The organism is Achromobacter sp. UBA2119 (assembly GCF_002331005.1).
Classification (GTDB): Bacteria; Pseudomonadota; Gammaproteobacteria; order Burkholderiales; family Burkholderiaceae_B; genus Achromobacter; species Achromobacter animicus.
Map to the genome: position 1 here is coordinate 616,507 of NZ_DCYD01000009.1, position 22,690 is coordinate 639,196.

The 22,690-nt window shown below is 62.0% G+C and carries 18 protein-coding genes and 1 tRNA gene; 2 read left to right on the top strand and 17 right to left on the bottom strand.

Translation table 11 applies throughout. The features are described from left to right. Nucleotides 1-11 precede the first annotated feature (11 nt). Nucleotides 12-644, top strand: a complete 633-nt coding sequence (locus B3098_RS08025; RefSeq protein WP_063954138.1) for a helix-turn-helix domain-containing protein — start codon at nt 12-14, stop codon at nt 642-644. 23 nt (nt 645-667) lie between these two features. Here the strand turns inward: B3098_RS08025 and B3098_RS08030 are convergent, their stop codons facing one another. From B3098_RS08030 to B3098_RS08080, 11 genes are all read right to left on the bottom strand, one after another. Beyond that, nucleotides 668-1,873: a hypothetical protein gene (locus B3098_RS08030; RefSeq protein ID WP_286894414.1), complete on the bottom strand. Its 1,206-nt coding sequence runs from the start codon at nt 1,871-1,873 to the stop codon at nt 668-670. Between the two features lie 32 nt (nt 1,874-1,905). Continuing rightward, a complete protein-coding gene (locus B3098_RS08035) occupies nt 1,906-2,409 on the bottom strand; it encodes a hypothetical protein (RefSeq protein WP_175137256.1) in 504 nt (167 codons plus the stop codon). Then, nucleotides 2,406-3,143 carry a hypothetical protein gene (locus B3098_RS08040; protein WP_279971898.1) on the bottom strand — a complete coding sequence of 246 codons (738 nt, stop codon included), beginning with the start codon at nt 3,141-3,143 and terminating at the stop codon, nt 2,406-2,408. Before B3098_RS08040 ends, B3098_RS08035 begins: the two co-directional genes overlap by 4 nt. 16 nt (nt 3,144-3,159) lie before the next feature. Next, on the bottom strand, nt 3,160-4,773 hold the full coding sequence (locus B3098_RS08045) for a formylglycine-generating enzyme family protein (RefSeq protein ID WP_279971900.1): 1,614 nt from the start codon (nt 4,771-4,773) through the stop codon (nt 3,160-3,162). After that, entirely contained in the window at nt 4,763-5,905 is a 1,143-nt protein-coding gene (locus B3098_RS08050; RefSeq protein WP_246282850.1) for an ABC transporter permease, read from the bottom strand. The genes B3098_RS08045 and B3098_RS08050 overlap by 11 nt, the downstream gene beginning before the upstream one ends. A 68-nt stretch (nt 5,906-5,973) precedes the next feature. Next, nucleotides 5,974-6,678: an ABC transporter ATP-binding protein gene (locus B3098_RS08055; RefSeq protein ID WP_286894417.1), complete on the bottom strand. Its 705-nt coding sequence runs from the start codon at nt 6,676-6,678 to the stop codon at nt 5,974-5,976. Nucleotides 6,679-6,686: 8 nt separating this feature from the next. Further along, on the bottom strand, nt 6,687-8,651 hold the full coding sequence (locus B3098_RS08060) for a vWA domain-containing protein (protein WP_217467845.1): 1,965 nt from the start codon (nt 8,649-8,651) through the stop codon (nt 6,687-6,689). Then, nucleotides 8,648-9,640: a hypothetical protein gene (locus B3098_RS08065; RefSeq protein WP_286894420.1), complete on the bottom strand. Its 993-nt coding sequence runs from the start codon at nt 9,638-9,640 to the stop codon at nt 8,648-8,650. Before B3098_RS08065 ends, B3098_RS08060 begins: the two co-directional genes overlap by 4 nt. A gap of 3 nt (nt 9,641-9,643) precedes the next feature. Continuing rightward, the gene (locus B3098_RS08070; protein WP_286894421.1) at nt 9,644-12,343 is read right to left on the bottom strand and encodes a virulence factor SrfC family protein; all 2,700 of its coding nucleotides are present in this window, start codon (nt 12,341-12,343) and stop codon (nt 9,644-9,646) included. Nucleotides 12,344-12,361: 18 nt separating this feature from the next. Then, nucleotides 12,362-15,523 (bottom strand): virulence factor SrfB, encoded by a 3,162-nt coding sequence (locus B3098_RS08075; protein ID WP_286894423.1) that lies wholly within the window; start codon nt 15,521-15,523, stop codon nt 12,362-12,364. 18 nt (nt 15,524-15,541) lie between these two features. Next, nucleotides 15,542-16,936 (bottom strand): SrfA family protein, encoded by a 1,395-nt coding sequence (locus B3098_RS08080; RefSeq protein ID WP_286894424.1) that lies wholly within the window; start codon nt 16,934-16,936, stop codon nt 15,542-15,544. 128 nt (nt 16,937-17,064) lie between these two features. On the opposite strand from B3098_RS08080, the gene B3098_RS08085 reads away from it, so the two are divergent. Further along, a complete protein-coding gene (locus B3098_RS08085) occupies nt 17,065-17,322 on the top strand; it encodes a hypothetical protein (protein ID WP_279971910.1) in 258 nt (85 codons plus the stop codon). Between the two features lie 90 nt (nt 17,323-17,412). Here B3098_RS08085 and B3098_RS08090 read toward each other — a convergent pair whose 3' ends face one another. The 6 genes from B3098_RS08090 to tpiA all read right to left on the bottom strand — a co-directional run bounded on the left by B3098_RS08090 (nt 17,413) and on the right by tpiA (nt 22,559). Next, nucleotides 17,413-18,159: a YrbL family protein gene (locus tag B3098_RS08090; protein WP_279971912.1), complete on the bottom strand. Its 747-nt coding sequence runs from the start codon at nt 18,157-18,159 to the stop codon at nt 17,413-17,415. A gap of 448 nt (nt 18,160-18,607) precedes the next feature. Beyond that, nucleotides 18,608-18,692: transfer RNA gene (locus tag B3098_RS08095), tRNA-Leu, on the bottom strand. A 127-nt stretch (nt 18,693-18,819) separates the two neighbouring features. Next, entirely contained in the window at nt 18,820-20,208 is a 1,389-nt protein-coding gene (gene hglS, locus B3098_RS08100) for a 2-oxoadipate dioxygenase/decarboxylase HglS (protein WP_286894425.1), read from the bottom strand. 81 nt (nt 20,209-20,289) lie between these two features. Next, nucleotides 20,290-21,231: a LysR substrate-binding domain-containing protein gene (locus tag B3098_RS08105; protein ID WP_279971913.1), complete on the bottom strand. Its 942-nt coding sequence runs from the start codon at nt 21,229-21,231 to the stop codon at nt 20,290-20,292. A gap of 77 nt (nt 21,232-21,308) precedes the next feature. Further along, nucleotides 21,309-21,791, bottom strand: a complete 483-nt coding sequence (secG, locus tag B3098_RS08110; RefSeq protein WP_175123094.1) for a preprotein translocase subunit SecG — start codon at nt 21,789-21,791, stop codon at nt 21,309-21,311. A 21-nt stretch (nt 21,792-21,812) separates the two neighbouring features. Continuing rightward, complete coding sequence (gene tpiA, locus B3098_RS08115; RefSeq protein WP_056321524.1) at nt 21,813-22,559, bottom strand: triose-phosphate isomerase; 747 nt, start codon at nt 22,557-22,559, stop codon at nt 21,813-21,815. Nucleotides 22,560-22,690: the final 131 nt, after the last annotated feature.

The window sequence follows — 22,690 nt, forward strand, 5'->3', positions numbered from 1 at the left end:
CAGACCGCTACATGGCCCCAACCGGCAACACATCCCCGCCCGAAATCGTGGGCAAGGAAGAAATGGGCGCCCGCCTGCGCGCCGAGCGCAAGGCCAGGAAGATGACCTTGCAGGCGCTGTCCAAGGCCAGCGGCATCGCGGTGTCGACGCTATCGAAGGCCGAACTCGGCCAGATCGCCCTCAGTTACGAAAAATTCGCCGCGCTGGCCCGCGCGCTCGACATCGACATGACCCGCATGTTCATGCTGCGCGACGCCGCGCAGGCCGCGGTCGCCCCCACCTTCGTCAAGAACCGGCTCAGCGACGCCCGCGACTACATCACCGAGAACTATCACTATCGCCTGCTGATGGGCGAATACCCCGGCAAGAAGATGCTGCCGATGGTCGCCATGATCGATTCGCGCAAGGTCGTGGAGTTTGAAGACTACATCCGCCATCCGGGCCAGGAGTTCGTCGTGGTCCTGTCGGGCAAGGTTCGCATCCAGTTCGAAAACGGCGACAGCGTCGTGCTGAACCGGCTGGAATCGGCGTACTTCGACAGCAGCATCGGCCACGTTTATCTGTCGCTGAGCAGAAAGCCGGCCGAGGTGCTGGCCGTGTGCAGCGATATGGAGGACGTGCCGGAGCGGTTGAAGGGGGCGTAATGATGTGGCGCCGCGCCAGCTGCTTACTTGGCTGAAGCGGCGCCTTGGGATGACCCAGCTGAATCCGTTGCGGGCCAGAGCATCCTGGACGCCTCTCGTGACAGATCCACTCCTTTTCCATCTGGCTTGGACCTCGTCCAGGCGTACGAGCCCACGCGTGACTGATCGGAGAGGCAGGCCGCCACCGCGTGCGTACCGCTCAAGTCCACGATGTTGATCCGCAGCCGCGGCTTGTCCCGGGAGAGCTGCACAGCCGTTGCACAGATATCCTGGCCGCATTCGTCCGCGCCGGCCAGGAACAGGAATATCAGGGCATCGCGCTTGACGCCATCGACGGTCGCTGCCGCGATCTTCAATCCGTCGGCCAACGCCGCCTTGCCCTCGTTCTGCGTGGATTTCAGAGCCTGCAGGAGTTCCGCTCGGTTCGCCGATGGGAAAGCGCCCTGACTGTGTGGCATTCCACACTGCATTGCTGGGAACGTGACGAGACGCGTATCGGTGACGTCCGGCAATCGGTCGACGATCCGTCGAATCTCATCGTGGCCAATGACACGGCGTTCAGGCCCGCCGATCTTTTCCGGCGCTGCCTTCATACGCGCTGCCGTTTCCAGCACGAACACCAGTTCCGTGGGCCATTCCGGCGTGCGAACCGGCTCTGCTTTGGGCTCAGGGCTGGATGCAGGCAAAGCTGGGACGCCTGGAGATGCCGGCTGCCGGTACCACCACCATGCGCCAGCCAGGAGCAGCGCGAGCAACAGCGCCCCTCCCACCGCAAGCCAGCGCCAGAAAGCGAAGGACGGCGCCGGCGCGCCGCCCGCAGCTGGAAGCGCGGGCGCCGCCTCCTGCAGGCGAATCAGCAGGCGCCCGTCCACCCCATACAGCTTGTCCAGATCGGGCGGAACCCGCAGCGCCTCTATCTGCTGTGCCTGGTGCTCCATCCCGCGCGCTCGCATGGCCTCCGCCAGGCCACCAAGGGTGGCGACATGCGCATCGTAGGCGCGAAGCAGCGCCTGCTGGGCGTCCTCAGACAGGGCGGCATACTGCGTCACCGCCCCCTGCTGGGAAGTCCACCACTCGAGCACCCCGTCCGCGCCAAGCCGGGGCACGGCGTACGTCGCCGCCACACCCGGCGCGAAATGCTTGCGGATCAACTCGATCAGCTCGCCGTAGGTGCCGGACAGCGACGCCTCCGACATGTTCCCTCGCGGGTCCCGCAAGAAGCGTTGCATGGATAGTCTCGAAGTTTGGGCTTACGGAGGCGTCAAGGAACGAGGCCCATGCTCTTTTGCAGCCTGAGCACTTCGGCCTGCTTGGCCTTGATCTGCGCTTCCAGGGCGGCATCCGAAACATTGACGTTGATGGGCGTCTTCAGTGCCCGTTCCGACTGTGCCAATTGCCGCTTGAGCTCCTCGCTGTTCTTCGACTTGGCCCGCGCCTGATCCAGCAACTTCTGGACCGATGCTGACAGCGCGTTACGCGCCTTGGTCTTTTCCGCCAAGGACTTGCCAATTGACGCCCGTTGCGCCTCCAGATCGGCTAGCACCAGCCTGGCTTGCGCATTTTCGGCTTGAGCCGCCCGTATGTCGTCTTCGCGCTGTGCCACGTGTTTGCCATAGCCTCCGCCCACGTCGCAGTTCATTTTGGTGATGAAACCGGCGTTCGTGTTCGATGGATCACAATCGGCTGCCGTCGTTGCGCAACCGGCCAGAACGACCAGCGCCAGGATCGGAGCAACCTGCGCAACTCGCGTCATCAAGCGCTTCATGCCTTTTGCTCCCCAAGATCGATGGCGCCGCGCAAGGCAAAGTAGCTATCCGCCTCTTTGTTGAGCTTCGCAATCTTGCTCTCGAGTACGGCCAATTCCTTTTGCATTTCCTTGGTGTCCTTCGCGCTGCCGCCAGTTTGCTCGCCAGCCTGCCGGTATTGATCTGCGACGCCCTTCATCCGATCGAGGTCGCTCTTGATGAGGCCGATGTTGGCGTCGATCTGCGCAAGATCTTTTCGAGCGGCGGTCTGGTCTGCGGACTTGGTTGCAATCTCGGCTTGCAACTGCACAAGCTTCTTCTTGTCGTCGGCCATCACTGCCACGATGGAGTTGCTGCGGTCCTGGACTTTTTGCGTATCGGTCTTGATGTCATCGCCCATCGCCTTGAGCTGATCCGAGGTGTTCTTGTACTGACTGCGGCGGACGTCCAGATAGTAATTCGCGCCCATTCCCACGCCGCAGGCCGCAACGGCGCCGACGACGGCAGCCGTTGCCTTGTTCTTGCCTCCGGCCAGCAACCCTACCGCCAATCCCGCAGCTGCGCCCATCATGCAGGCCTGCAGACCAGACTGGCTGAAAAACTTGGCATCACTGCCCTGCGTCAGACGCGGGTCGGGCTTCACGCCATTGTTGAGGAAGGAGCTGCCCGTGCTGGCGCACCCACTAATGGCCAAAGAACAGACCATCATGAGAACGACCGGAATGCGATTCCACTTCCTTGCAAATAAAGCCATGAGAACTCCTTGATTGTTATTTGTTGACTGCCATGCACGAATCCAGCCACGCCGAGCGGTCGATCTTCTTATTGCTCAGGTATGCCTTCTGTTGCGACCAATATGTCGTCAAGTAGGGCCGCAACCCGTTAAGCTGCTTGTTCTGCTCGAACATCTTGTCCAGGACCGGCACCTGCTTGGTAAGGTTGTTGGCGCCGTACAGGGTGGCCGCGTCGACAAGGCTGCTGGCGTAGTACTGTGTGACGCCCTCGACCCGGCTTTCGTGGCTGGTAAGCAGTTGCTTGCGGCGTTCGCAAGTGGCGTCGGAATTGCCGTCCTCGCAATTGGACTTGTAGACACTGCGCAGCAGATTGCGGTGCTCACCGTCATCCTTGAGCTTGGTGCACAGAAACGCGCCGAGGTTAAGACTCGCGCGAATTGCCTGGTCACGCGCCTCTTCCTGTTGCTGGTTGCTTGCGCGGAGCTTGCCTTCCAAGCCAGCCAGTTGATCCTTCAGTTTCTTATCCGTGACAGTGCCTGCCAACGCGTTCAATTCCTTGACTGCCGAAGCGCCCTTTTTGGTTGCGTCCGAAGAAACTTGGCCGTCTCCCAGCTTGCTGTAGCTTTCTTCAAGCGCCTTGACATGGTTCGCGCTGGTCATCTCGCGCGATGCGATCACCCATCGCAGGCCCACCGTCTTGTCCTTGATCTCGCCGTCCTCGTCGTAGAGATTCCCCTCGCGCCGCAGCGCGGCACGAAGCTCCGACTCCGGCTGCATGAAGTCTGAACCGCGAATGACGAAACTGCCGGCCGAGCCGTTCTGGCGATCGAACTTGTTGAGCCGGAATGCATCAAGCGTCATCTCTGACACGTTGCCCAGCATGTCGTGCAGTCCCAGCGGGTTCGGAAGAAGCACGCCAATACGGTTGATCTTGCTGTTCGACGACTGCGTGCCGCCGAACCATTCATACTCCGTGATCTTCCCGTCGCGCATGGGATAACGCGGTTCAGCGAACTCCGCGGCATTGACGTTGATGCCGCCCCGGGCGGCAAACTCCCATTCGACCTCGGTGGGCAGGCGCACGAAGCCGGAGATCTTGTCTTCCTGAGGTAGCAACCCCTTGGCATGCTGCCGCAGCCAAATGTTGTAAAGATGGGCAGTCCGCATCGCGTCGAACCAGTTCGCCCCTGTAATGGGGAACCGGCCATCGCCGGCCTGTGGATCCGGACACTTGGTCGAATCGCCGTTGGCCAGCGTCGCCAGAGCAAGATATTGGCTGGTGGTCAGCTCATACTTTGCCATCAGGTAATAGCTGGATCGGGACTTCTTGTCTGCCGAGATTTCGGTGAAGCCGCCTGCGATGTACGCCGGCCTGCTCTTTTCGACAAAAGAGTAGGCTCCCCCTTCCTGGCCCACCTGAATGGGCAGGTCGGCCAGCGGCCCCCCCACCGGGACGACGATTTTTCGGAAGACGATGGCGCCATTGCACGGCAGCGGCAATTCAATGTCACCAGCTTCCGGCTTGGGGTTATAGAAACGCGCATCCCATTTCGAGGGTGACGCCGGCGCATCCGCGGCAAGCGCCGCTTGGCTTGAGGGCCACGCCAGCAGGACAAGTGCGGCGCAACGGCCCAGCAGTTCAAATTTCACGCAAACTCTCCGCGGGTTGAATTCGTTTGGCGCTCGCCGCGCCGATCATCGACGCCAGCAGCGCTACGCCTAGGGCAAGCATGAACGCCATGCCGCCATGCAGCGGCGTGATCTGGCAGGCGAATTGGCCAGCCTCCCGGACGCCGCCCAACATGTCGTTGAACACCGCGCTTCCCGTGAAGTAAATGGCGAGACCTGCGCCCATCGCCACGACGGTCAAAGCGATTGCCTGCACCGCAAGCAGGACGGCGACGTCCCGGCTACCCAGTCCCAACAGGCGCAGCGTCGAGATGTCGCGCCGCTTGCGCCGGACACTGGCCAGGAACGCCCCCACCAAGGCCGCCACGCACCCTGCAACCGCGGTGATGGAAATCACACCGAACACGGTCGTCAGAAGATGGTTGATGGCCTTGACGTTGCGTATGTCGGCCAGGCGGCTGCTGGTTTCGATGCGGCGGTCGTTCAAGCGCTTCTCCAGGCCTTCCACGGCGTCCAGGTCCTTCGCATACATGCGAGCACGCGCGAAACGCACCTTCGCGGCTTCCACGTCATTGCCGTCCGCAGCGCCCAAGGCGGCGACGGCGTAACCGTCGCGGTACCACTCCATGTCTCGCAACAGGGCGGGTTGCACAAATGCGGCAGCACGCTCGTAGGCTGGACCCGGCAGCACGGCCAGGACGGTGAGCTCGACCACGGCGCGCTGATCCACGCCGTTCAGGCGACGCGCGATCTGCATGCGCAGTACATCTCCTGAAACGGCTTTCAAGCGCTGCGCGGCTTGTGCGCTGAAGATCACGCCGAAATGCGGCAAGGCGAGAACGTCCACGCCGCTCATCAGTGGATCGCCAGGGGCAGTGGGCAGGACTTCCACATTCTCCAGGAAGTTCGAGGCGCTACGGATGAAGTCCGCCTGTGTATTCAGGGAACGGGTCATACCCACCGTGAAGCCGACACCGGGCTGGCCAGCTAGTTCGTCAATCCACGCCTGGTCATAGCTGCCGCTGGTGAGCATCCGGATTTCCAGATTGCGAGGGTCGCGCATCAACTCGTCCTGCATGGCGCTCACAACCCCATGTTTCAGCCCGAATAGGAGCAACAGTGGCGCAATCACCGCCACGAGCGTAGCGATCATGCAGAGCGACACCAATCGGTCATGCCAAAGGTCTCTGATTGCCAGTCGAGATATCTGCCAGGTGCGCATCAAAATGCCTCGCGCAGACCGAACACGCTCAAGCCTGGCTCCAACTCCGCCGTCAAGCAAGGCAGCCCAAATTGGCGGACCAGGTCCCAATCGTGCGAGACGACCAGCGTAGCCATGCTTTCGTCGCGCGCCAGGTCGAGGAGAAGCTGGAAGAGCTTGCGCGCGTTATCCGGATCCAGCGCAGACGTGGGCTCATCGGCCAACAGCACATCCGGGTCGTGCGAAAGTGCCCGCACCACCGCAACGCGCTGCCGCTCGCCAATGGACAATCGGGATGGCCGCTTATCAAGCAAGCCGTCAAGGGCGAGCAATTCGATTGCATGACGGACGCGCGCACTGTGCGCGGGCAGACCAAGAAGCTGGCGCGGCAGAAGGATGTTTTCCAGCACCGTCAGGTAAGGCAACAGCCCGCCGGTCTGCAGCACGAAGCCGATCCTGGACGCACGCACGGCCGCCAGCGCAGACTCGTCATCGCGCATCATCAACGCGGCCACGTCACGCTGGTCGCCAAGGGTGTAGGTTTGAATCTGCACGGGTGACAAGAGCAGGCCGATACCTTCCAGCAGCGTGCTCTTTCCGCATCCGCTGCCTCCCACGACCGCCATCACCTCGCCGCGCGCGAGGCGTAACCGCGGAAGCCGAACCTCGTAGGTGGAATCGCCCCGCCCTCGCTGCAACCGCAAATCGTCAATAGCCAGCATCATCCGACCGCTCAGGGCATCATTTCCAGAGGCACCGGGTAGACGAAATCACGTGGATCACTGTCTGGCGCAAGCGATACCCAGCGATCGACATCGGCGTTGTAGACCTGATAGTGCCGAAGCTTGATGGACAAATTGCGGATGAACTTTTCTTGGGCCAAGCCGTCCCAGCTCTTCCAGGTCGCCTCGTCAAGATTCAGGACCTCGCTCTGATAGGGCAGTCCCTCCAGGTACTCCGCCATGAATCCCATTTCCGCCAGCTTCTTGTCGGACTTCTGCAATTGATTGGGATCCGCGCCCATCGTGGCAGCGACATTGCGCAATTGGTTGAACATGTCGGTCGGCGAAATCAAGCCCTGATTCGCCGCGTCCACGATCGTCTTCATGATGTCGTTCAGGTCGCTCAATTGCCCCTTCGTCAACAACACCCGCACGTCGGTCGTCGGTACGGTCTGCTTGATCAGATCGCGATCGCTGATCCATGCCTCGAACACCGGAGGGGCCTTGGCGCCGATGCGTTCACCGAGATAAGCCAGCTTCATCGCATTGCCAATAAGATCCGCATCCTGCAGCATCTTTTCGTCAGCATTGGCCGGCTTCTTGCCCGGGTCCGTGGCGTTGGCGGCGCTGCCGACAGCATCCTCGCCTTGATAGGCCGACTTCACCTGCTGCGTAATCGCCTCCGACAAGGCATCCACCTTCTTGCCGAATTCGTTCACATCTCCCGCATTCACCGGGTAGTACAGGGACAGGTTGCTGTTGCCATACGTCGAGAGGTTGCGATACTGCGCCTCGGCAGCTGCGTGGTTCTTGGAACCCGAAGGCGTCTTCAGGTGCAGCGTGTAGATGGCAACGCCCGGCTTGGCCGCCTCCAGCCGGACTTGGCTAGCGCTCATGCCCGTGGACGACAATTTGTCGCCGCCATCGATAGCGCCGGCGTCGGTGATCAGGACGACATATCGCGCGCCATACGGACGCCAGTCGATGCTGTTGATGGCGTCCATGACACCTGCGTACGAATCCTCATCAAACAGGCTGCTGGAGACCTTGGCCTGCCTCAATTCGGCCACCTTGGCCATGAAATCCGCACCGTCCTTGATATTGTTCGGATCCGCGTAGATCTTGCTCACGTACTCCAGACCCGGCACGGCCTTGGTGCTGGAGCGGAAAGCCACCAGGCCGAACTTGACCTTGTCGCCCAGTTTCTCGGCTTCGACCTTTGCATAGACCTTGCGAATCGCCTCGCGCGTACGCTCAATGTACGGATCCATGGAAATGGTGGAATCGATGACAAAGACCACCGCCGAACTGAATTCCTTGATCTGTTTCGTGCGTTCCTGCTCGGTCGATTGATCCGGGCTTCCATTGGCTGCGGCCCCGGGATCCGCCGCACTGACGGACGCCACGTTCAGCACCCGCACGCGCATGTTTTGTTCCGTCATCACCTCTTCGCCGCCAAGAATGGGCAGCAGATAGAAGTTCTTGGTCATATCGACGAACAGCTCAGGCTCTTGCGCCACGACGCCCGGAGCCTTGCCCGACGTTTTGAGTTGCTGTCGCGCGGGAGCGATCTTCTCGACAGGGTCGATTGCGTTGAGCACCGAATCGAGTGCCGAGCGGTCCTTGAAGAACAAGGTTCGGTCCCGGCCAGCGGGGTTGGTGAAGGCCAGCGACATCTGCATCTTCCAGTCCACCGTGCAGGCCCGGTCAAGCCAGCCCAGCGTCTTGCCAAATGAATCTGGTCCCACTTGCGCCCAGCGTTTGCCTCCAACTTCCTGATCCGCATAAACGTAGAAGCGGCTGAAGGTGGCTTGGACCGCACCGGGTTTTCCGTCGGGGGTCTCGTGCAGCTGGCAACCTGGCGTGGTCAGCACGCGCTGGTAAAGCGTCTTCTTGCCTTCCTGCAACAGCGGCGGTGCGGCGTGTACCGCGAAGGACATGCCGATCAGGCCGATCGCCAGAAAGATCTTCCTCATTTCGGCAGCTCCTTGAGGCGCGCTTGCGCTTGCGCGTTGTCCTTATCCTTTTCCAGCACCGCTTGGTACCAGTACGCAGCGGTCGCGGCATCCGCCTTGAAGCAGGCGTTCTCCTTGTAGCTCGCGGGGTCATACTCCCCTGCATAAGCCAGGGCTATCTGAGCGTCACCGGCCTGCGCGCGATTCGCATAGAGCCGCTGGGCGATCGAGCACTTGCCAGCGTCCCGCGCGGCCTGAATGATCGACAACATCGCGACGGGATCCTTGACGTCCCGCACGCAGTCCTGCACGAAGACCATTTCGGATGCAGTATCCAAGCTGTCTTTCGAGCAAGCGGCTGCAGAAGCGGCCGGCGCGGCCGCCGGAACGTCCGCCTTCGGCGCTGGCGCGGGCATGTCGCCCTTCTTGAGGAAGAACCAGGCGGCCAGACCGGCCGCCACCAGAAGCGCCAGCACGGCAGCGACGAAGGCAGCCACCGGCTTGGATTTACGCGCTTCGGGCGGCGCAGGTTCAGGCTGGCCCATCGGCTCGACAGGCTCGACTGTGGGCGGCAGGACGACCGGCTCGGACGGCGTTGGCTGCGGGGCGGCCGCGACATTGACAACTTCGGCCTGCGCGGGCGCTTCGCCCGCCGCGGTCGACGGCGTTACATCATTCGGAATGGGACGTACCGGATAGCGCGCCACGCTACCGTCAGGTTTGCGCGTTTCGATCTGGAACTGGGAATTGCGCTTGGCCTCAAGCATCGCGTCCACGATCGCAGGGCCGATCTCGATAACCAGCCGGCCGTCTCGCGCCTGGCCATGGCCAAAGCGCAGCCACTGTTGTTCGCCGCCCCACGTCCCTTGTGCATCCAGGTGCGCCGGCGAAGAGTTGCGCCGGACGCTCAGCTCGACTTCGACGGCGTCGCCGCTCCATCCTTCGATCTGCAGTTCTGCGTAACCCGCGCGCCGGCTCGGCAGCGGATTCAAAGAAATAAAAACAGCCATTTATCAACCTTTCCTGATGTCCGCAATGATGGCGCCCAGCGCCTCGTTCTGTTCATCGCTGATTTCCTGCCCGGCCGTGTAGCCTGCGTTCTTGACGATCATGTCGGTCAGGCAAGCAACCCAGTCCTTCAAGAACTCGCGCCCCTTGCCAATTTCGTTCTTCTCGGGCAGGTCGGGCAGGCCGGTGGCGGCGTCAAGCGATGTGGTCTTTGCAAAGACCTTGCCGTTAGCCAGCGACGCGCTGGCAGGTTTGTCGTCGTCGTTCATGCCGGGGTAACCCAGCCACGCAATGAAGTCGCGCAGCACCATTTGCACGCGCAGCACCTGGCTCATGACCATCTGATCGCGCTTGGAAGCGCTGTCCGAGCGCGCGAGCAGGCTGAGCAGCATCTGCTTGGGCAGGTTATGGCCGTTGGCATTGTCCCGATAGGCGGCGTTGCGCAGCTCTTCGACGACAATCTCCAGAACATCCTGCGGAATGTTCTTGAGCATCGCGTGCTGGCGCGTTCGGGCGGGAATCTCGCTCAGATGGTTGAGCCACAGCTTGAACGCCGAATCGGCGAACCAGTGTTCGTAGGTATCAACGAGCACATCCGCAGCGGCGCTGGCTGGCGCGTCATCGCCACCACCACTGCCGCCGTCCAGCAGGCTGGCAAACAGATCGTCTCCCGTGCTCGCGGGCGCCGCTTTCACCTCGGCCTGTACCTGCCGCGCCTGCGGCACGTCCGCGCCGTTCAGATACAGGTTGCGGAGTGCTTCGCTCGGAATCTCCAGGGCGTGCATCAATTCCGACAGGATGAAATAGGCCTTGGGGTTCTCGGCGATGCCACGCAAGACGGGTGCGACCTTGTCAGCCAGTTCCCGCTTTTTCTTTCGTGCCGCTTCGACATCGCTGCCTTCACGGTAAAAGAGGCCCACGCCAACATCGGCGATCGTGTGGTGCGCGTCCTCGACCTGGGAACGCAGCCGATCGAGCTTGAACCCGATGTCGCTGATCTGCGCGATGGCGCCTGCCATGCGTCCCATGCCGCCGTCGTCAAGCTGCATCATGGCGTCCCACGCCTCGCCCGCCTGCGGGAACCTGCTGCGCAGCACATCGGCGTTGATGAAGCTCTCACGCATCCGGCTCAGTGCATCCCGCTTCTCAGGAGACACGGCGACTTCCCGATGGCCGTCTTTGGTCGTGAAGTCCGAGTAGGAAGGCGTGCGCACGAGGAACGTGTTGCTGAACGGCTTTCCGCCCTTCCAGTCACGCATGAAGTCGAGGCTTTCATAGATCTTGAACGCAATGTCGTTCAAACCCTTCCACTCCTGGTGCCACTTGTCTTCCTTCTGCAGCATGTCCGTGACGCGTGCGTTGAACATGGTCACGGCCCACAACAAGCCCGACTTTTCGGCGCGATCACGGCCCGAATCGCCTTGCGTTCGCCTGACCCACCGATCGAGCACGGGCACTACCGCGCTCGTTTCGGGCTGCTTGTGCGCTGGCGTGCAAAGCACCAGGCCGTTCATTTCCTGATTTTCGGTGTACAGCTCGAACAGGTAGGCCACCTTGCCACGACGCAGCAGCTCGCCTACCGGATTGTTCGGAATTTCGCTCAAACGGGCCTTGTCGTATCGGCCCCGATAGCCGGGAAAATCCAGCAGGTCGACCGTTTCCAGGCTGCGTTCCCGCGGCGGGTTCACCAGCGGAAATACCAGCTCCGTCGTCAGGGCAGCCAGATTCGAGCGCCGGATGCTGACCGGCTCGCCCAATGCTCCCCCCTTCACCGCGCGAACTTTGATGGTTGCGCCGTCGCCGCCGCCGATCTGGTCCAGCATCGTGACGTTCATGATGCTGGGTGGACCGTCGCTGTGATCCTGCACGGCATCGAGCGGAATATGCGCGACGTCGGCATTGCCGATGGCGCGAAGGCTTTCGGCCATTTGCGCGTAAACCTTCGTCAGCTCCCTTTCCTCGCCCCACAACAGAGAGAAGAACTCCGCGCGGTCGGCGGGAGACAACCGAGGCGCCAGAGCGACGGCCTGCGGCCAGTAGCCGCTTTTAAGGTCGCCTTCCAGCGCTTGGACGTGGTTGCCGAACGAATCGGACACATAGTCCCACAGGGACACGACGTCGTCAGCGCTTACGCCGGGCTGAGGCTCATGCGATACCCTATCGGCGAACCGCTCAAGGATGGACTTGATGCCATTGCCATTGATCTTGTACTCGACCTTTCCTTGGTCGAAGTCCTTGAACCATGCGTTGGCCAGAATTTTGGCGAGATCGATTTCCCGGAAGAGGCGCACTTCGATGGGATAGGCCGCATCCTGGATGGCAGGTTTGGTCCGCGTGAACCTGGTCACCAGTCCTGTCGCCTCGCTACCGCCGCCGGAAGGATTCACCGACGTCAAGAAGTCGACGCGTTGACCGCCGTATTCCGTTTCCAGGCGGCCGTCTTCGCTCGCCGCCAAGGTGGAAATCAGATACGACTTTCCCGCCTGGGATAAGCCGAAGAACCCGATGGCCATGGGGTGGCCCGCCGCACGCTCGAGGCTACGCGCCTTGTTGCTGGTCCGGCGCAAGCCGTGGATCAAGGCATCGGCCTTGTCGTCGAGCCGCTTGGAGTTGCCGCGCACGGCCTCTATCCATGCAATTGCACGGCCTGCGCCGCGATGAATCGCACGCCATTGGTTCGCAATCTTTTCCTGAGATTCGCTCATGTCGCAATCAATCCTGAATCAACCTTTCACGCTACCGCTATCCAGCCAGTAGAAATTCGCCTTCCCGATCCGGAGCTGCGTATTCAGCTGCAGCCTTACCTCCGGCTTGCCCCGCGCGTCATCCGTCAGAGGCGCGGTCTTGGCAACCAGCAGCCGGTCGCTGATCAGGCCCGCCTTGCGCTCCTGCTCCGTGGGCTTGGCGACCTTGAAATACACGCGACCCGAGGCATGGCTCCTGTTCGGATTGGCTTCCTGCATGCGCTTGTATTCCTGCTCCCACTCCCGTTCGAAGCCCAGGACATACATGGGCGTCGCGGGCCAACGTTCCGCCTTGAGCTGCCGGTAACCCAGCCGCGCGGTGTTTTCCATCTTGAACGGGATGACGTCGCCGTCCGGCCCCACGGGCAACTCGATGCTTTGGTCCATGGAGGTCTTGCCATCATCGGACTGCCGCGTATGGATGTCGGCAAACAGCACGTTGCCGTGCTTGAGCATGTTGTCGTTGCCGATCTCGCCGAAGTGGCGGATCAGCGGTTTGGGCCGTAGCGTGCTGGTGTTGATCTTGAAGGTCGGAATGCGATTGTTCTCGCACAACCAGATCACCATGGCCCCCACCGACGCCGTCGTCTTGGGATCGTCGATACATCCAGCCTTACGGAACGGGAACCAGTCGCCAGTGCGGTAGTTGTGCATGGAAACCAGCCGCCCCGGTGGCAACGGCACGGCCTTGCGGATCACGGCCTGCACGCCCGGCAGGACAGACGGTCTGCCGGTCAGCAACAACACGTCGCACTCGAAGTAATTGACGATCTCGCACAGGTTCCGCAAGGTATTGCAGATATCCAGGTTGTCGGTCAGGAAGTCAAAGTGCATCTTGAGCGGGTCGCACGTCAGGACCACCGCGTCCAGGTCAAACTCGACCGGCTGCCCGGCGGCTTCATTGAGCGCCTTGCCCACGAATCCTCGCACCGCACTGCTAAGCGGCTGCTTATCGTGCAGCCAATCGCCAATGGTCTGTTCCTTGCGCTCGGCCGGCTTCTCCGGGTCATAGCCTTCGTACTCCTTGAGCAGTACGAGCGCCAAGGGATAGAGGCACTGCAACGTGAGCTGCTGGCGCAGAAGGCGCTGGCGCTCGTCGTCGCCCGTGCTTCCGCACAGGATGTCCATGAGGCTCGCCGTTTCCCGGGCGCCCGCCTCCTTGAGCGCGGCTTCCAGCTGGGGAAGCACGTACTTGCGGATGACCTCCAGGACGATGTCGTCTCCCGCCACCTTGAAACCATCGCGAAAGCGCTGCGTGGGAGTGATCGGCACAAAACTGTTGGCCGATTGCCGCGCGCCGCGATCCAGCTTGTAGTCGGTGATGACAAGGTCGGTCGTGCCGCCCCCGATGTCCAGGGAGGCCACGGTGATGCACTCTCGGTCCGTCTTCTCGCGCCGGGCGATCGTATCGAAGAACTCTTCCGCATAGCCGTTGAAGTTCGTGACGACCTCGGTGTACAGGTACACCAGTTGACCGCAGGTCGCTTCGTCCCACTTGATGACGATTTTGGGCAGGGGGATTACGAACAGATCGTGCTTCTCATCCTCGCTGTCCTCGACGGAGTCGCCATCGCCCGTATGCCAGCCCATGCTCTTCCACAGAAGGCTGAGTGCGCGCTGCGCATGCTGCTTGAAGATGCCGCGCTCCACCTGCGGCATGCTGGGGGGCACGGTCAGGATGATGGCGCGCAGGAACCGGGGCAGGGTCCGATCTTTCTTGCGCGAACGATACAACCAGCTATTGATCTGCGACACCGCCTGCGCGAACACTTCGTTCAACATGAAGCCCATCAACGCGCTGCGCGTGTAGTGGGCCTCAAACGCGGGAAAGCCGGAAGTTTCCTCGCCTTCGTAAAGCGGGCACGGTCCATACAAAGGAATGCCCTTCTCGTCGATCAGGTTCTTTAAAGGCCCGAGCGTCGCCCATTCAGGCGCTTCGCCCTTGATCGTTGAAGCATTGGGCCGCCAGCCAGTCTCGTAGGCATCTTCAGCATCCCAAAGGTAACGCTTGGGGCTGGACAGTCCGGTGGACCCTTCCGTGCCTTCCTTGCGCGCGGCCAGATTCGTCGCTTCGGTGCCGACCCGCGCCATCGAGACCCAGACGAACGCGTCATCGCGTCCGCCTTGAAGAGAAAGATCGTCCTTGCCGAAGCTGACCGGTGCGAACTCAACGCGCGACTCGAACGGATGATGGTAGACATGCTCCGGCCGTGTCATGTCGCGCAAGGTCAGGAAGCTGTAGTCGTTCAAGCCGTTGTCGTTCTGCTTGTGTTCCTCGATCAGGATGCCGCAGGTGCGCGAATTACCCACGTCCAGCACCAGGTCGACCGGCACGCTTCCCCCCCGAATCACCTTGCGGCCATTGCTACCGGGCGCAACCATGTTCAGCACCTTGATGCGCGGCAACTTGATCTTGACCTTGTCCTTCAGCTCCTTGTTGGAGCGTGTGGTGGGCGCGCTCTCGCGCATCAGGCTGAGCAGGTTCAAGTAGTGGGCAATGTGCTCTTTCTTTGCGAGCGCCTTTTCAATTTCCCGGCTTTCGAGGTCGTCCCGGCGCTCGCGGAAGATACTTTCAAGCCACTTGACGACCCATTCCTGTTCGTCAAGAAACCACTGCATTTCGTGGAGATTGAAGGCAAGACGAAACAAGGCGCCCGTCTCCATGTCTTCGTCGTAGGGCTCGATGTAATCGCGGGCGTCGTCGCGAGCACGCGTGCGAGTGTCGAACGCCAGGGTTAGACGGTGCGTATTGCCATTGGCGTCAGCTTCAGCGAGCTTGACGAAGCGCAGGCGTGCCCAGTTCTTCGGACCCCGATCGAATTGGCTGTCTGATTTGTAGCGAAAGAAAGGAGCAGGCAACCAGTAGCCGTCAAACAACTCCAGGCTTTCCTGTAGCGGCAGGGAAAAGGCGGCCCTCGTCTCGAAGAAGTTGCCCGGCCTGTCTTCGTAGCCAGGCTTGCCGTCGTCAGGCACATACAGCCTGATGGGCATCCTGCCAGATGGATGCATGCAGAACTCACCCTCCGGCTCTCGTTTGAGATCGGGCAGGGCGCACGCCAGATCGAGGAACTGGACGCCCGTATTTCCGAAAAGCTCAACGTTATCTTTGTCGGCGTCGTAGGTATCAACTGGGGGCAACATGGCAGGTTCTCTCAACGATTAGGGTTGGGCGCGACGCATGGAGATGGGGAATCGAGTGTCCCCATAATGGCCGGCGCACGACGCGATACTTGTCGCGCCGGGCTGGCACTGGATCTGGGGCATTTCGTAGGTGCCTCCATCGCTGCACTGTGCCTCGACGCTGTTGTTGATCATCAACGAGCCCTTGCTCATGGCGGCACTGACAGGCGCGGAGCACTGCACGCCGTTGTGACGATTGAGGGTGACGTTCCCTTCCCCGTTCTTGAACTGGTAGAGCAGACGCAGGGGCTGGCCGGTATCGCGGTCTTGAATTCCCGCGCCGGCGCGCCAGTTACCGTTGAGGAAGTCGGCATTGCCCTCTCCCGCGTCAACCGGAATCTGCAGGGCGTCCTTGTTTTCTGCCGGCGACGGCGGCACGACATCGCGCTGGCCGGAGGAATTGTCCGAGGCGCCCGGCGCGGAAGAATCGGCGTCATTCGCGGCCAAAGGCGGCGTCGCAGGCGCGATTTGGTCTGCTCCGGCAAGGGCAGATGCAGATTCAGCGGGAGTATTCAGGCCGGGAACAGGCAGTTTCTCGCCCGACACGGCGCTACCCGAAGTAGCGGGCAAGCCACTGCTTGCACCATTGCCATTCGCTGCTGGCGCGGTCCAATGTGTGACACCAGGCGGCTTAGGCAGCTCCGGAAGGGTTTGTGACTGCGCAACGTCACGCGGCGCCGTGTCGACCGGCAAGGATGAGCTGGGCGCGAGACCCGGCATGCACGCACGCAAACCAAACAACAAAGCCAACAATGCAAGAAGCAAGAGCGGCCATATCCACCACCGCTTCCACCAAGGCGAGGACGCGCCAACCTGAGGCAGCCCCGGCGAGGACAAGGAGGGACGGGTTGCAGTTTCCAGGAGTGGCGCCTGCGGGACCGATTCCGCGAAAGCGGATGGCCGCAAGGCGTGAAGAGGATCGAGGGATCGATCCGCACCGCTGTGCACGAAGCCCCAAAACGTGATGACGGGCTGGCCGTCCACGAGGAACACAAAGCTGTTATCCGGATGGTGCAGGATCCATTTCAGCAGTTGACCCAGCAAGGCGGCATCGTTGCTGCTCCCCTTCGCTTGCACGGTTTCCCGCAACTGCGCCACGCCAGCCCGTACCGATTCGAGCCTTGCCAATGCGCTTGACTGCTCTGTTTTGGTCGCCGCGTTCCAGGCGATCACGGCTCCCGGATTAGGCGCGTACCAATCAATGCGAGTGCCATTTTCGCTAGGCTGCGGCACGGAGAAATTGGCGAGCAGATCGGGACGCTTGCCTTTCAACACAGTCAGGATTTGGCTGGCGACAAGGTGAATGGCCTGTCCGCGTTCGCCCAACACATCAAACTGGTCAATATTTTCGCTACGTAATTTAACGCCTAGCATATTTTGTTACTTGTCTGCTTTACATCGCCCACAATCTGGACGAACAGCCCCCAATCTCCGTCACGCGGGCATGGACGACCCCGTGTTTTAATTCGGGACAGTTTGAAATTATAAGGATAAGACTAACAATGCGTCACAAAAATTTTCTTCAATGTATTTTTATGTTTCTGACGCTTGCGATGTTAACAAGCTGTTCGCGGCAATCCGAGTTTGATCGCAACTTCGAAAAGAACTGTGTTGCGGCGAGTAGCGGAAACACCGGCTATTGCACCTGTGCGCTACAAGTCATCAAGCGCAACATCAAGGCGGAGGCGCTGCCGGCGCTATCAGGAAGTGATATCCAGAAACTCGCGCCCGAAATTCTTACTTCCTGCCCTGTTGAATAGGCAGCGAAGAATTTCAAGTCGATAGAGACAAAAGCGGCAGACGCCTGTCCCCAAGGACAGGCGTCAAATCTTCGCTAACGAGGTAAACGCCTAGCGCCGGCGTTCGCTAGCGGCCAGGAGCTTCTTGGTCATCGTGTCGTAACGGCGCAGAATGCGCCGGCCGTTCAGCGACTTGCTCCATGAATAGACGGGAATGAGCTGCTTGGAGCCGTACCCGTCCACCAGATAAAGGCCTTCGCGCCCTTCGGCATTGAAACCCACGACGATGTTGCTGGCGCTGACATCGTTGAACACCACGTGCGCGTCGATCAGCGCCATGATGAATTCGTGCACGCGATAGCGCAGTTCCGGCGAGAACCCGTGCCGCGCCACGACTTCCTTCAGCGTGGGCGCCAGGTTGCCATGCGCATCGACGATGCGCTCGACCACCTGGCCCAAGCCCTTCGAGGTCAACACCAAACCGAAGATGCGCGCCATCAGCACATTGCCGCCCCGCGCGCCTTGCTGGGCCGTGGTGGCGATGTATTCGACGGCTTCCATGATGAACACGCGATGCGAGGCATCACGCCGGAAACGCTTGTACCAGGGACGTTTGCGGTCGGCCTGGCTGCGGCGCACGCCATTGACGATCTTGATCAGCAACGAGTTGTCGGCCGGATGCAGATACACGTCCCGCTCGCTGCCCGCCGCGGCGATGTTCAGCGGCTTCAAATCCAGGACCTCGAACGGACTGGCCAATTCCGACGGGGCAAGCGCCCGCCGCGGAATGACTTGCAGGCCCTTCCAGGGTGTCGTCTTCGGATGGGCGGTCTTTTGCCGGACCGACACGTTCAGCACGGACGCGGCCTCGGCAAATGCCGGAAAGCCCCGGCATGAGGATGCGGTCGGTCATGCCGATGTCGGCTCGGGGATTCGAAGGTGCAGGAAAGCATTGAAGAATTTTGCGCAATCTCGGGGCACGAGCGGCAGATTGCAATGTTGGCTTGATAGTTGGCTTGCGACATGTTAGTCGCGAGGCGGCGACGGCACAAGCGCAGCGGCGATACGCGACCGGATGGGGTTTCCCCTGAGATGGCGCGGTTTCCGGGGGGATCCGAGGCCCTTCTGTCCTTTGTTCCGCTATCTGGAAATCTGTTTTCCAGCGGATCCGGGGATAGCCACAGTTGGCTTGCGGACCCACCATGGAAGGGACCAGTTGGCTTGCGGACCCCCCACCGAAGGGACCGGCAAACAAAAAACCCGCATCCTCCAAAAGAGAAATGCGGGTTCATTGCGAGGAATTTCTTGGTGCCGACGGCGAGACTCGAACTCGCACAGCTTTCGCCACTACCCCCTCAAGATAGCGTGTCTACCAATTTCACCACGTCGGCTTGACCAACCCAACAAGGCGAACCCTGCTGGAAAGTCGAGCATTCTATCACGTAATTTGGAAAGCGGGAAAGCCGTCCCGCTTTATCTGCAAGGCGGCGGGTTGCGGCCCATCCAGCCCGGCCAACTTCAGGCCGCCACCGCCTCCACGCCCAGCGCCTGCAGGCACGCCGCGAGCGATCGCGCCTGCGTGGCGTCGTACAGCGCCAATTCGTCCATCACCGGCGCGCCGAGCGCCGCTTCAAACGCGGCCTGGCTGGCGTTTTGCGCGTATTCGGCCTGCGCCTTGTCGCCCAGGTTCGACTGAAAGATGCCGGCTGCGCTGACCGGCAGGAAGTCTTCGTACACCAGCGGTTCAAACTGGACGTAGCCCGCATCGATCAGGGCGGACAGATCCGAGGTTTCCGGCGTGCCCGGCTTGCCGGTCAGGAAATAGCGGAAGTACGCCAGCCCCTGGTCGTGCAGCGCCGCGTAATCGTCCGGAAACGCCGCAAAGCAATCCTGCAGGTTCTGCATGTAGGCCGCCGCATTGCCTTCGTTGGGCGCGCCGCTGATGCGGCTGCGGGCCAGGTCCAGCAGCTGGTCGTACAGCGCGCGGCCCTTGCGGGTCAGCGCCACGCCGCGCTGCTCGATCTCGCCGAAGCGGGCGGTGTGGCTGCCCACCGCGCTGGAGCCATCCGCGCCGGCGAAGCGCACCGGTTCCTCCAGCGCCTTGAAGCTGGTCTGGCGCAGCAGGATCGGGCACTTTCGCGGCGGCGGGCCTTCAATGACGGCCTTGGCCGACACGCCGCGGCGCGGCATCTCGGCCTGCGCTTCGTCGATGTCCAGCGTGCGCGGGGTCAGGTGATTGATGTGCGGCCCCTTGAATGCCACCACGTCGGCGATCAGGCGATGCTGGCCATGCAATTCGCGGTAGTCGGCCAGGCTGACCGTGGACTCGCTGTGCCAGCGGAACGTGTGCAGCGCCTGGGCCACGAATTCCCGGGCGTCGGCCTCATTCAGGCCGCCTTGCGCCTCACAGCTGGCGGTCAGCGCCAGAACGCGGTCCGTGAAGATCTGCCGGGCGGCCAGGATGCGGGCGGCCTTTTCGCGCAGGGCCACGTCGTCGATCAGCTCCAGGCGCAGCAGCGAGGTGAAGACGCGGAACGGGCTGGCCTGCAGGGCCGCTTCATGCGTGGCGCGGAAAGCCGTCGAATGCACCGGCACGCCAGCGGGCGACAGGTCGTAGTAGCCGACGGGCAGCATGCCCATCACGGCAAACACCCGGCGCATGTTGGCCAGCTCTTCCGGCGTACCGACGCGGATGGCGCCATGGCGTTCGATGTCCAGGCGCTCGATCTCGCCGGTGCGCGCCAGATGCGCGGCCAGTTCCGGCTGCTCGTCCATCGTCCGGGCGTTCACCTGCGCCACCAGGTCCAGCAGCGTGTCGTACAGCGGGACTTCCTGCTTGTACATGTCGGACATGGCGCGCGAAAACCAGGCGCGGATCTGATCGGGATTGACGTAGTTCTGACTCATGACGGGCTCGGCACATCGGTGGAAAAGGATGGCCCGCATGTAATCACGCCGCCCCGCGCCGATCAAATGAAAAAATTCGGCCTAATCAGTCCGTTTTTTCATGGACCGGGCACGCGGCGCGCCCCGGCCGTCCGGCTGGCGGGCTTCGTCCCGCACCCATGCCACGAACTGCTTGATCTTCGGCACCTCGGCCGAGTGCTCGGAATACGCCACGAAGTACGCGCCATCGCTGGGCTGCACGTAATCCCAGGGAATGACCAGCTTGCCGGCCTGCAGTTCTTCTTCGGCCAGAAGGCGCGGCGTGAGCGCGATGCCGCACCCCCCCTCGGCCGCGCGCACGCACATGTAGAAGGTGTCAAAGCGCGGTCCGAGATAGCTGCGGTCGGACTGGAATTGCTGATGGGAAAAGTAGTCGTGCCAGGCCTCCGGGCGGGAGGCGCACTGGATCAGCGTCTGCCGGCTCAGGTCGGCAAGGCTGGCCAGCTTGCCGCCGTGCAGGATGGCGGGCGAGCACACCGGCACGACGTCAGCCTCGAAGAGTTCCACGCACTGCGCGCCGGGCAGTGCGCCGTGGCCGAAGAAAAGCGATATGTCGATCTTGGCCTGCATCAGATCGAACGGATGGGTTTCGCTGCGCACCTTCAACTGGATTTCCGGATGCGCAGCCATGAAGCGCTGCAGCCGCGGGATCAGCCAGCGCGACCCGAAGGTGGGCTGAGTGCCGATGGTGAGCACCTGAGTTTCGCTGCCATAGGTCAGGATGTCGCGCGATGCCACGTCGATCTGATTCAGGATTGCCCTGACCTCGGACTGGTACAGCGCGCCCGCGGGCGTCAGTTGCAGCCGGCGGCGCACGCGCAGGAACAGCGGGTTGCGCAGCAGGGCCTCCAGTTGCGCGATCTGCTTGCTGATCGCGCTCTGCGTCATGTGCAGTTCCTCGGCCGCGCGCGTGAAGCTCATGTGCCGCGCCACCGCCTCGAAACACTGCAGCGCCATCATCGACGGCATCAATCGCTTTTCCATGGCTTTTCCAGGCAGGTCGCTTCAATGCGGCAAGCATAAAAAAAGCCGGCTTACGCCGGCCTTTCTGCTGCTGTGCCTTACTTTGCCGGGGCGGCGGGCGCGGCCGCCGGCTTGTCGCCAGCCGGGGCGGCCGGGGCAGCCGGAGCCGTCGGCACGGAGGCGTCGGGCTGGGCGGGCGCCGGCGTGGCGGGCACGGACGATGCGCCCGGGACGGACGATGCGCCCGGCGTGGCCGGCACCGAGGAACCCGGCGCTTGCGGTACCGAACGGTCGGCCGGGAAGCTTTGCATCACGCCGGAATCCACAGCGGGGCCAGCGGTGCCCTTGTGGCTGAAGTAGGCCAGACCAGCGGTGGAGGCAAAGAACACGACCGCGGCCCACTTGGTGGCGCGCGACAGGAAGTTGGCCGCACCGGTGGCGCCGAACAGGCTGCCCGACGAGCCGCTACCGAAAGCGGAGCCCATGTCGGCGCCTTTGCCCTGCTGAAGCAGGACCAGGACGATGATAGCCAGCGCCGAGATCACTTGGACGGCCAGCAGAATTTTGAGCATCAGGGGCATTACAGACTCCGGAACGGAAACTTAGATGGCGGCAATTCGCAAAAACTCTTCGGCCACGAGCGACGCGCCGCCGACCAGGGCTCCGTCGATATCAGTCATGGCGAACAAACTGGAGGCGTTGGCGGCTTTGACGCTGCCGCCGTACAACACCTGAACTTGCGCGGCGCCGAGCGCGCGCAGGGCGGCGCGGATGGCGCCGTGGACTTCCTGGGCTTGCTCCGGCGAGGCGGTGCGGCCCGTGCCGATGGCCCAGACGGGCTCATAGGCGAGAACCATGCGGGAAACCGCATCGGCGCCCAACGCCAGCACGGGCTTGAGCTGCCGTTCGATCACGGCCAGCGTGTTGCCGGCTTCGCGGTCGGCCAGGGATTCCCCGACGCAGACCACGGGGGTCAGGCCGGCGGCCAGTGCGGCCTGGGCCTTGGCGGCCACGATCTCGTCGGTTTCGCCGTGCAGGACGCGGCGCTCGGAGTGGCCGGCCAGCGCCCAGCGGCAACCGAATTCCTTCAGCATCGAACCGGAAACTTCACCCGTGTACGCGCCCTTGTCGTGCGCGCTGACGTCTTGCGCGCCCCAGGACACGCTGCTGCCGGTCAAGGCCGAAGCAGCCTGCGCCAGGTAGGGAAACGGAACACAGATGCCGATTTCGCAGTGGCCCGCCGCATCCGCGGCACGAAGCTCGGTCAGCAACGCGGCGTTCTCGGCAAGGTTGCCGTGCATCTTCCAGTTGCCCAGCACGAGGCGGGCGCGGTTTTCGACTGAAGTCATGGCGAATTTGTCTGACGATTGGGAGTGAGGGGGTGAGCCTGCAGGTCCTGATACAGGGGACTTGTGCAGCAACCGCCCACGGGCCTGCCTGGAAAAAATTCCAGGCGAAACCCGAGATTGTATCCTGTTGC

What these genes read in the sequence shown, in the direction of transcription:
- B3098_RS08025 (WP_063954138.1), top strand. Translation starts at nt 12, where the DNA reads ATGGCCCCAACCGGCAACACATCCCCGCCCGAAATCGTGGGCAAGGAA.
- B3098_RS08065 (WP_286894420.1), bottom strand. Translation starts at nt 9,640, where the DNA reads ATGGCTGTTTTTATTTCTTTGAATCCGCTGCCGAGCCGGCGCGCGGGT.
- B3098_RS08040 (WP_279971898.1), bottom strand. Translation starts at nt 3,143, where the DNA reads ATGGCTTTATTTGCAAGGAAGTGGAATCGCATTCCGGTCGTTCTCATG.
- secG (WP_175123094.1), bottom strand. Translation starts at nt 21,791, where the DNA reads ATGCCCCTGATGCTCAAAATTCTGCTGGCCGTCCAAGTGATCTCGGCG.
- B3098_RS08035 (WP_175137256.1), bottom strand. Translation starts at nt 2,409, where the DNA reads ATGAAGCGCTTGATGACGCGAGTTGCGCAGGTTGCTCCGATCCTGGCG.
- B3098_RS08075 (WP_286894423.1), bottom strand. Translation starts at nt 15,523, where the DNA reads ATGTTGCCCCCAGTTGATACCTACGACGCCGACAAAGATAACGTTGAG.
- B3098_RS08080 (WP_286894424.1), bottom strand. Translation starts at nt 16,936, where the DNA reads ATGCTAGGCGTTAAATTACGTAGCGAAAATATTGACCAGTTTGATGTG.
- tpiA (WP_056321524.1), bottom strand. Translation starts at nt 22,559, where the DNA reads ATGACTTCAGTCGAAAACCGCGCCCGCCTCGTGCTGGGCAACTGGAAG.
- B3098_RS08060 (WP_217467845.1), bottom strand. Translation starts at nt 8,651, where the DNA reads ATGAGGAAGATCTTTCTGGCGATCGGCCTGATCGGCATGTCCTTCGCG.
- B3098_RS08050 (WP_246282850.1), bottom strand. Translation starts at nt 5,905, where the DNA reads ATGATCGCTACGCTCGTGGCGGTGATTGCGCCACTGTTGCTCCTATTC.
- B3098_RS08105 (WP_279971913.1), bottom strand. Translation starts at nt 21,231, where the DNA reads ATGGAAAAGCGATTGATGCCGTCGATGATGGCGCTGCAGTGTTTCGAG.
- B3098_RS08055 (WP_286894417.1), bottom strand. Translation starts at nt 6,678, where the DNA reads ATGATGCTGGCTATTGACGATTTGCGGTTGCAGCGAGGGCGGGGCGAT.
- hglS (WP_286894425.1), bottom strand. Translation starts at nt 20,208, where the DNA reads ATGAGTCAGAACTACGTCAATCCCGATCAGATCCGCGCCTGGTTTTCG.
- B3098_RS08085 (WP_279971910.1), top strand. Translation starts at nt 17,065, where the DNA reads ATGCGTCACAAAAATTTTCTTCAATGTATTTTTATGTTTCTGACGCTT.
- B3098_RS08030 (WP_286894414.1), bottom strand. Translation starts at nt 1,873, where the DNA reads ATGCAACGCTTCTTGCGGGACCCGCGAGGGAACATGTCGGAGGCGTCG.
- B3098_RS08070 (WP_286894421.1), bottom strand. Translation starts at nt 12,343, where the DNA reads ATGAGCGAATCTCAGGAAAAGATTGCGAACCAATGGCGTGCGATTCAT.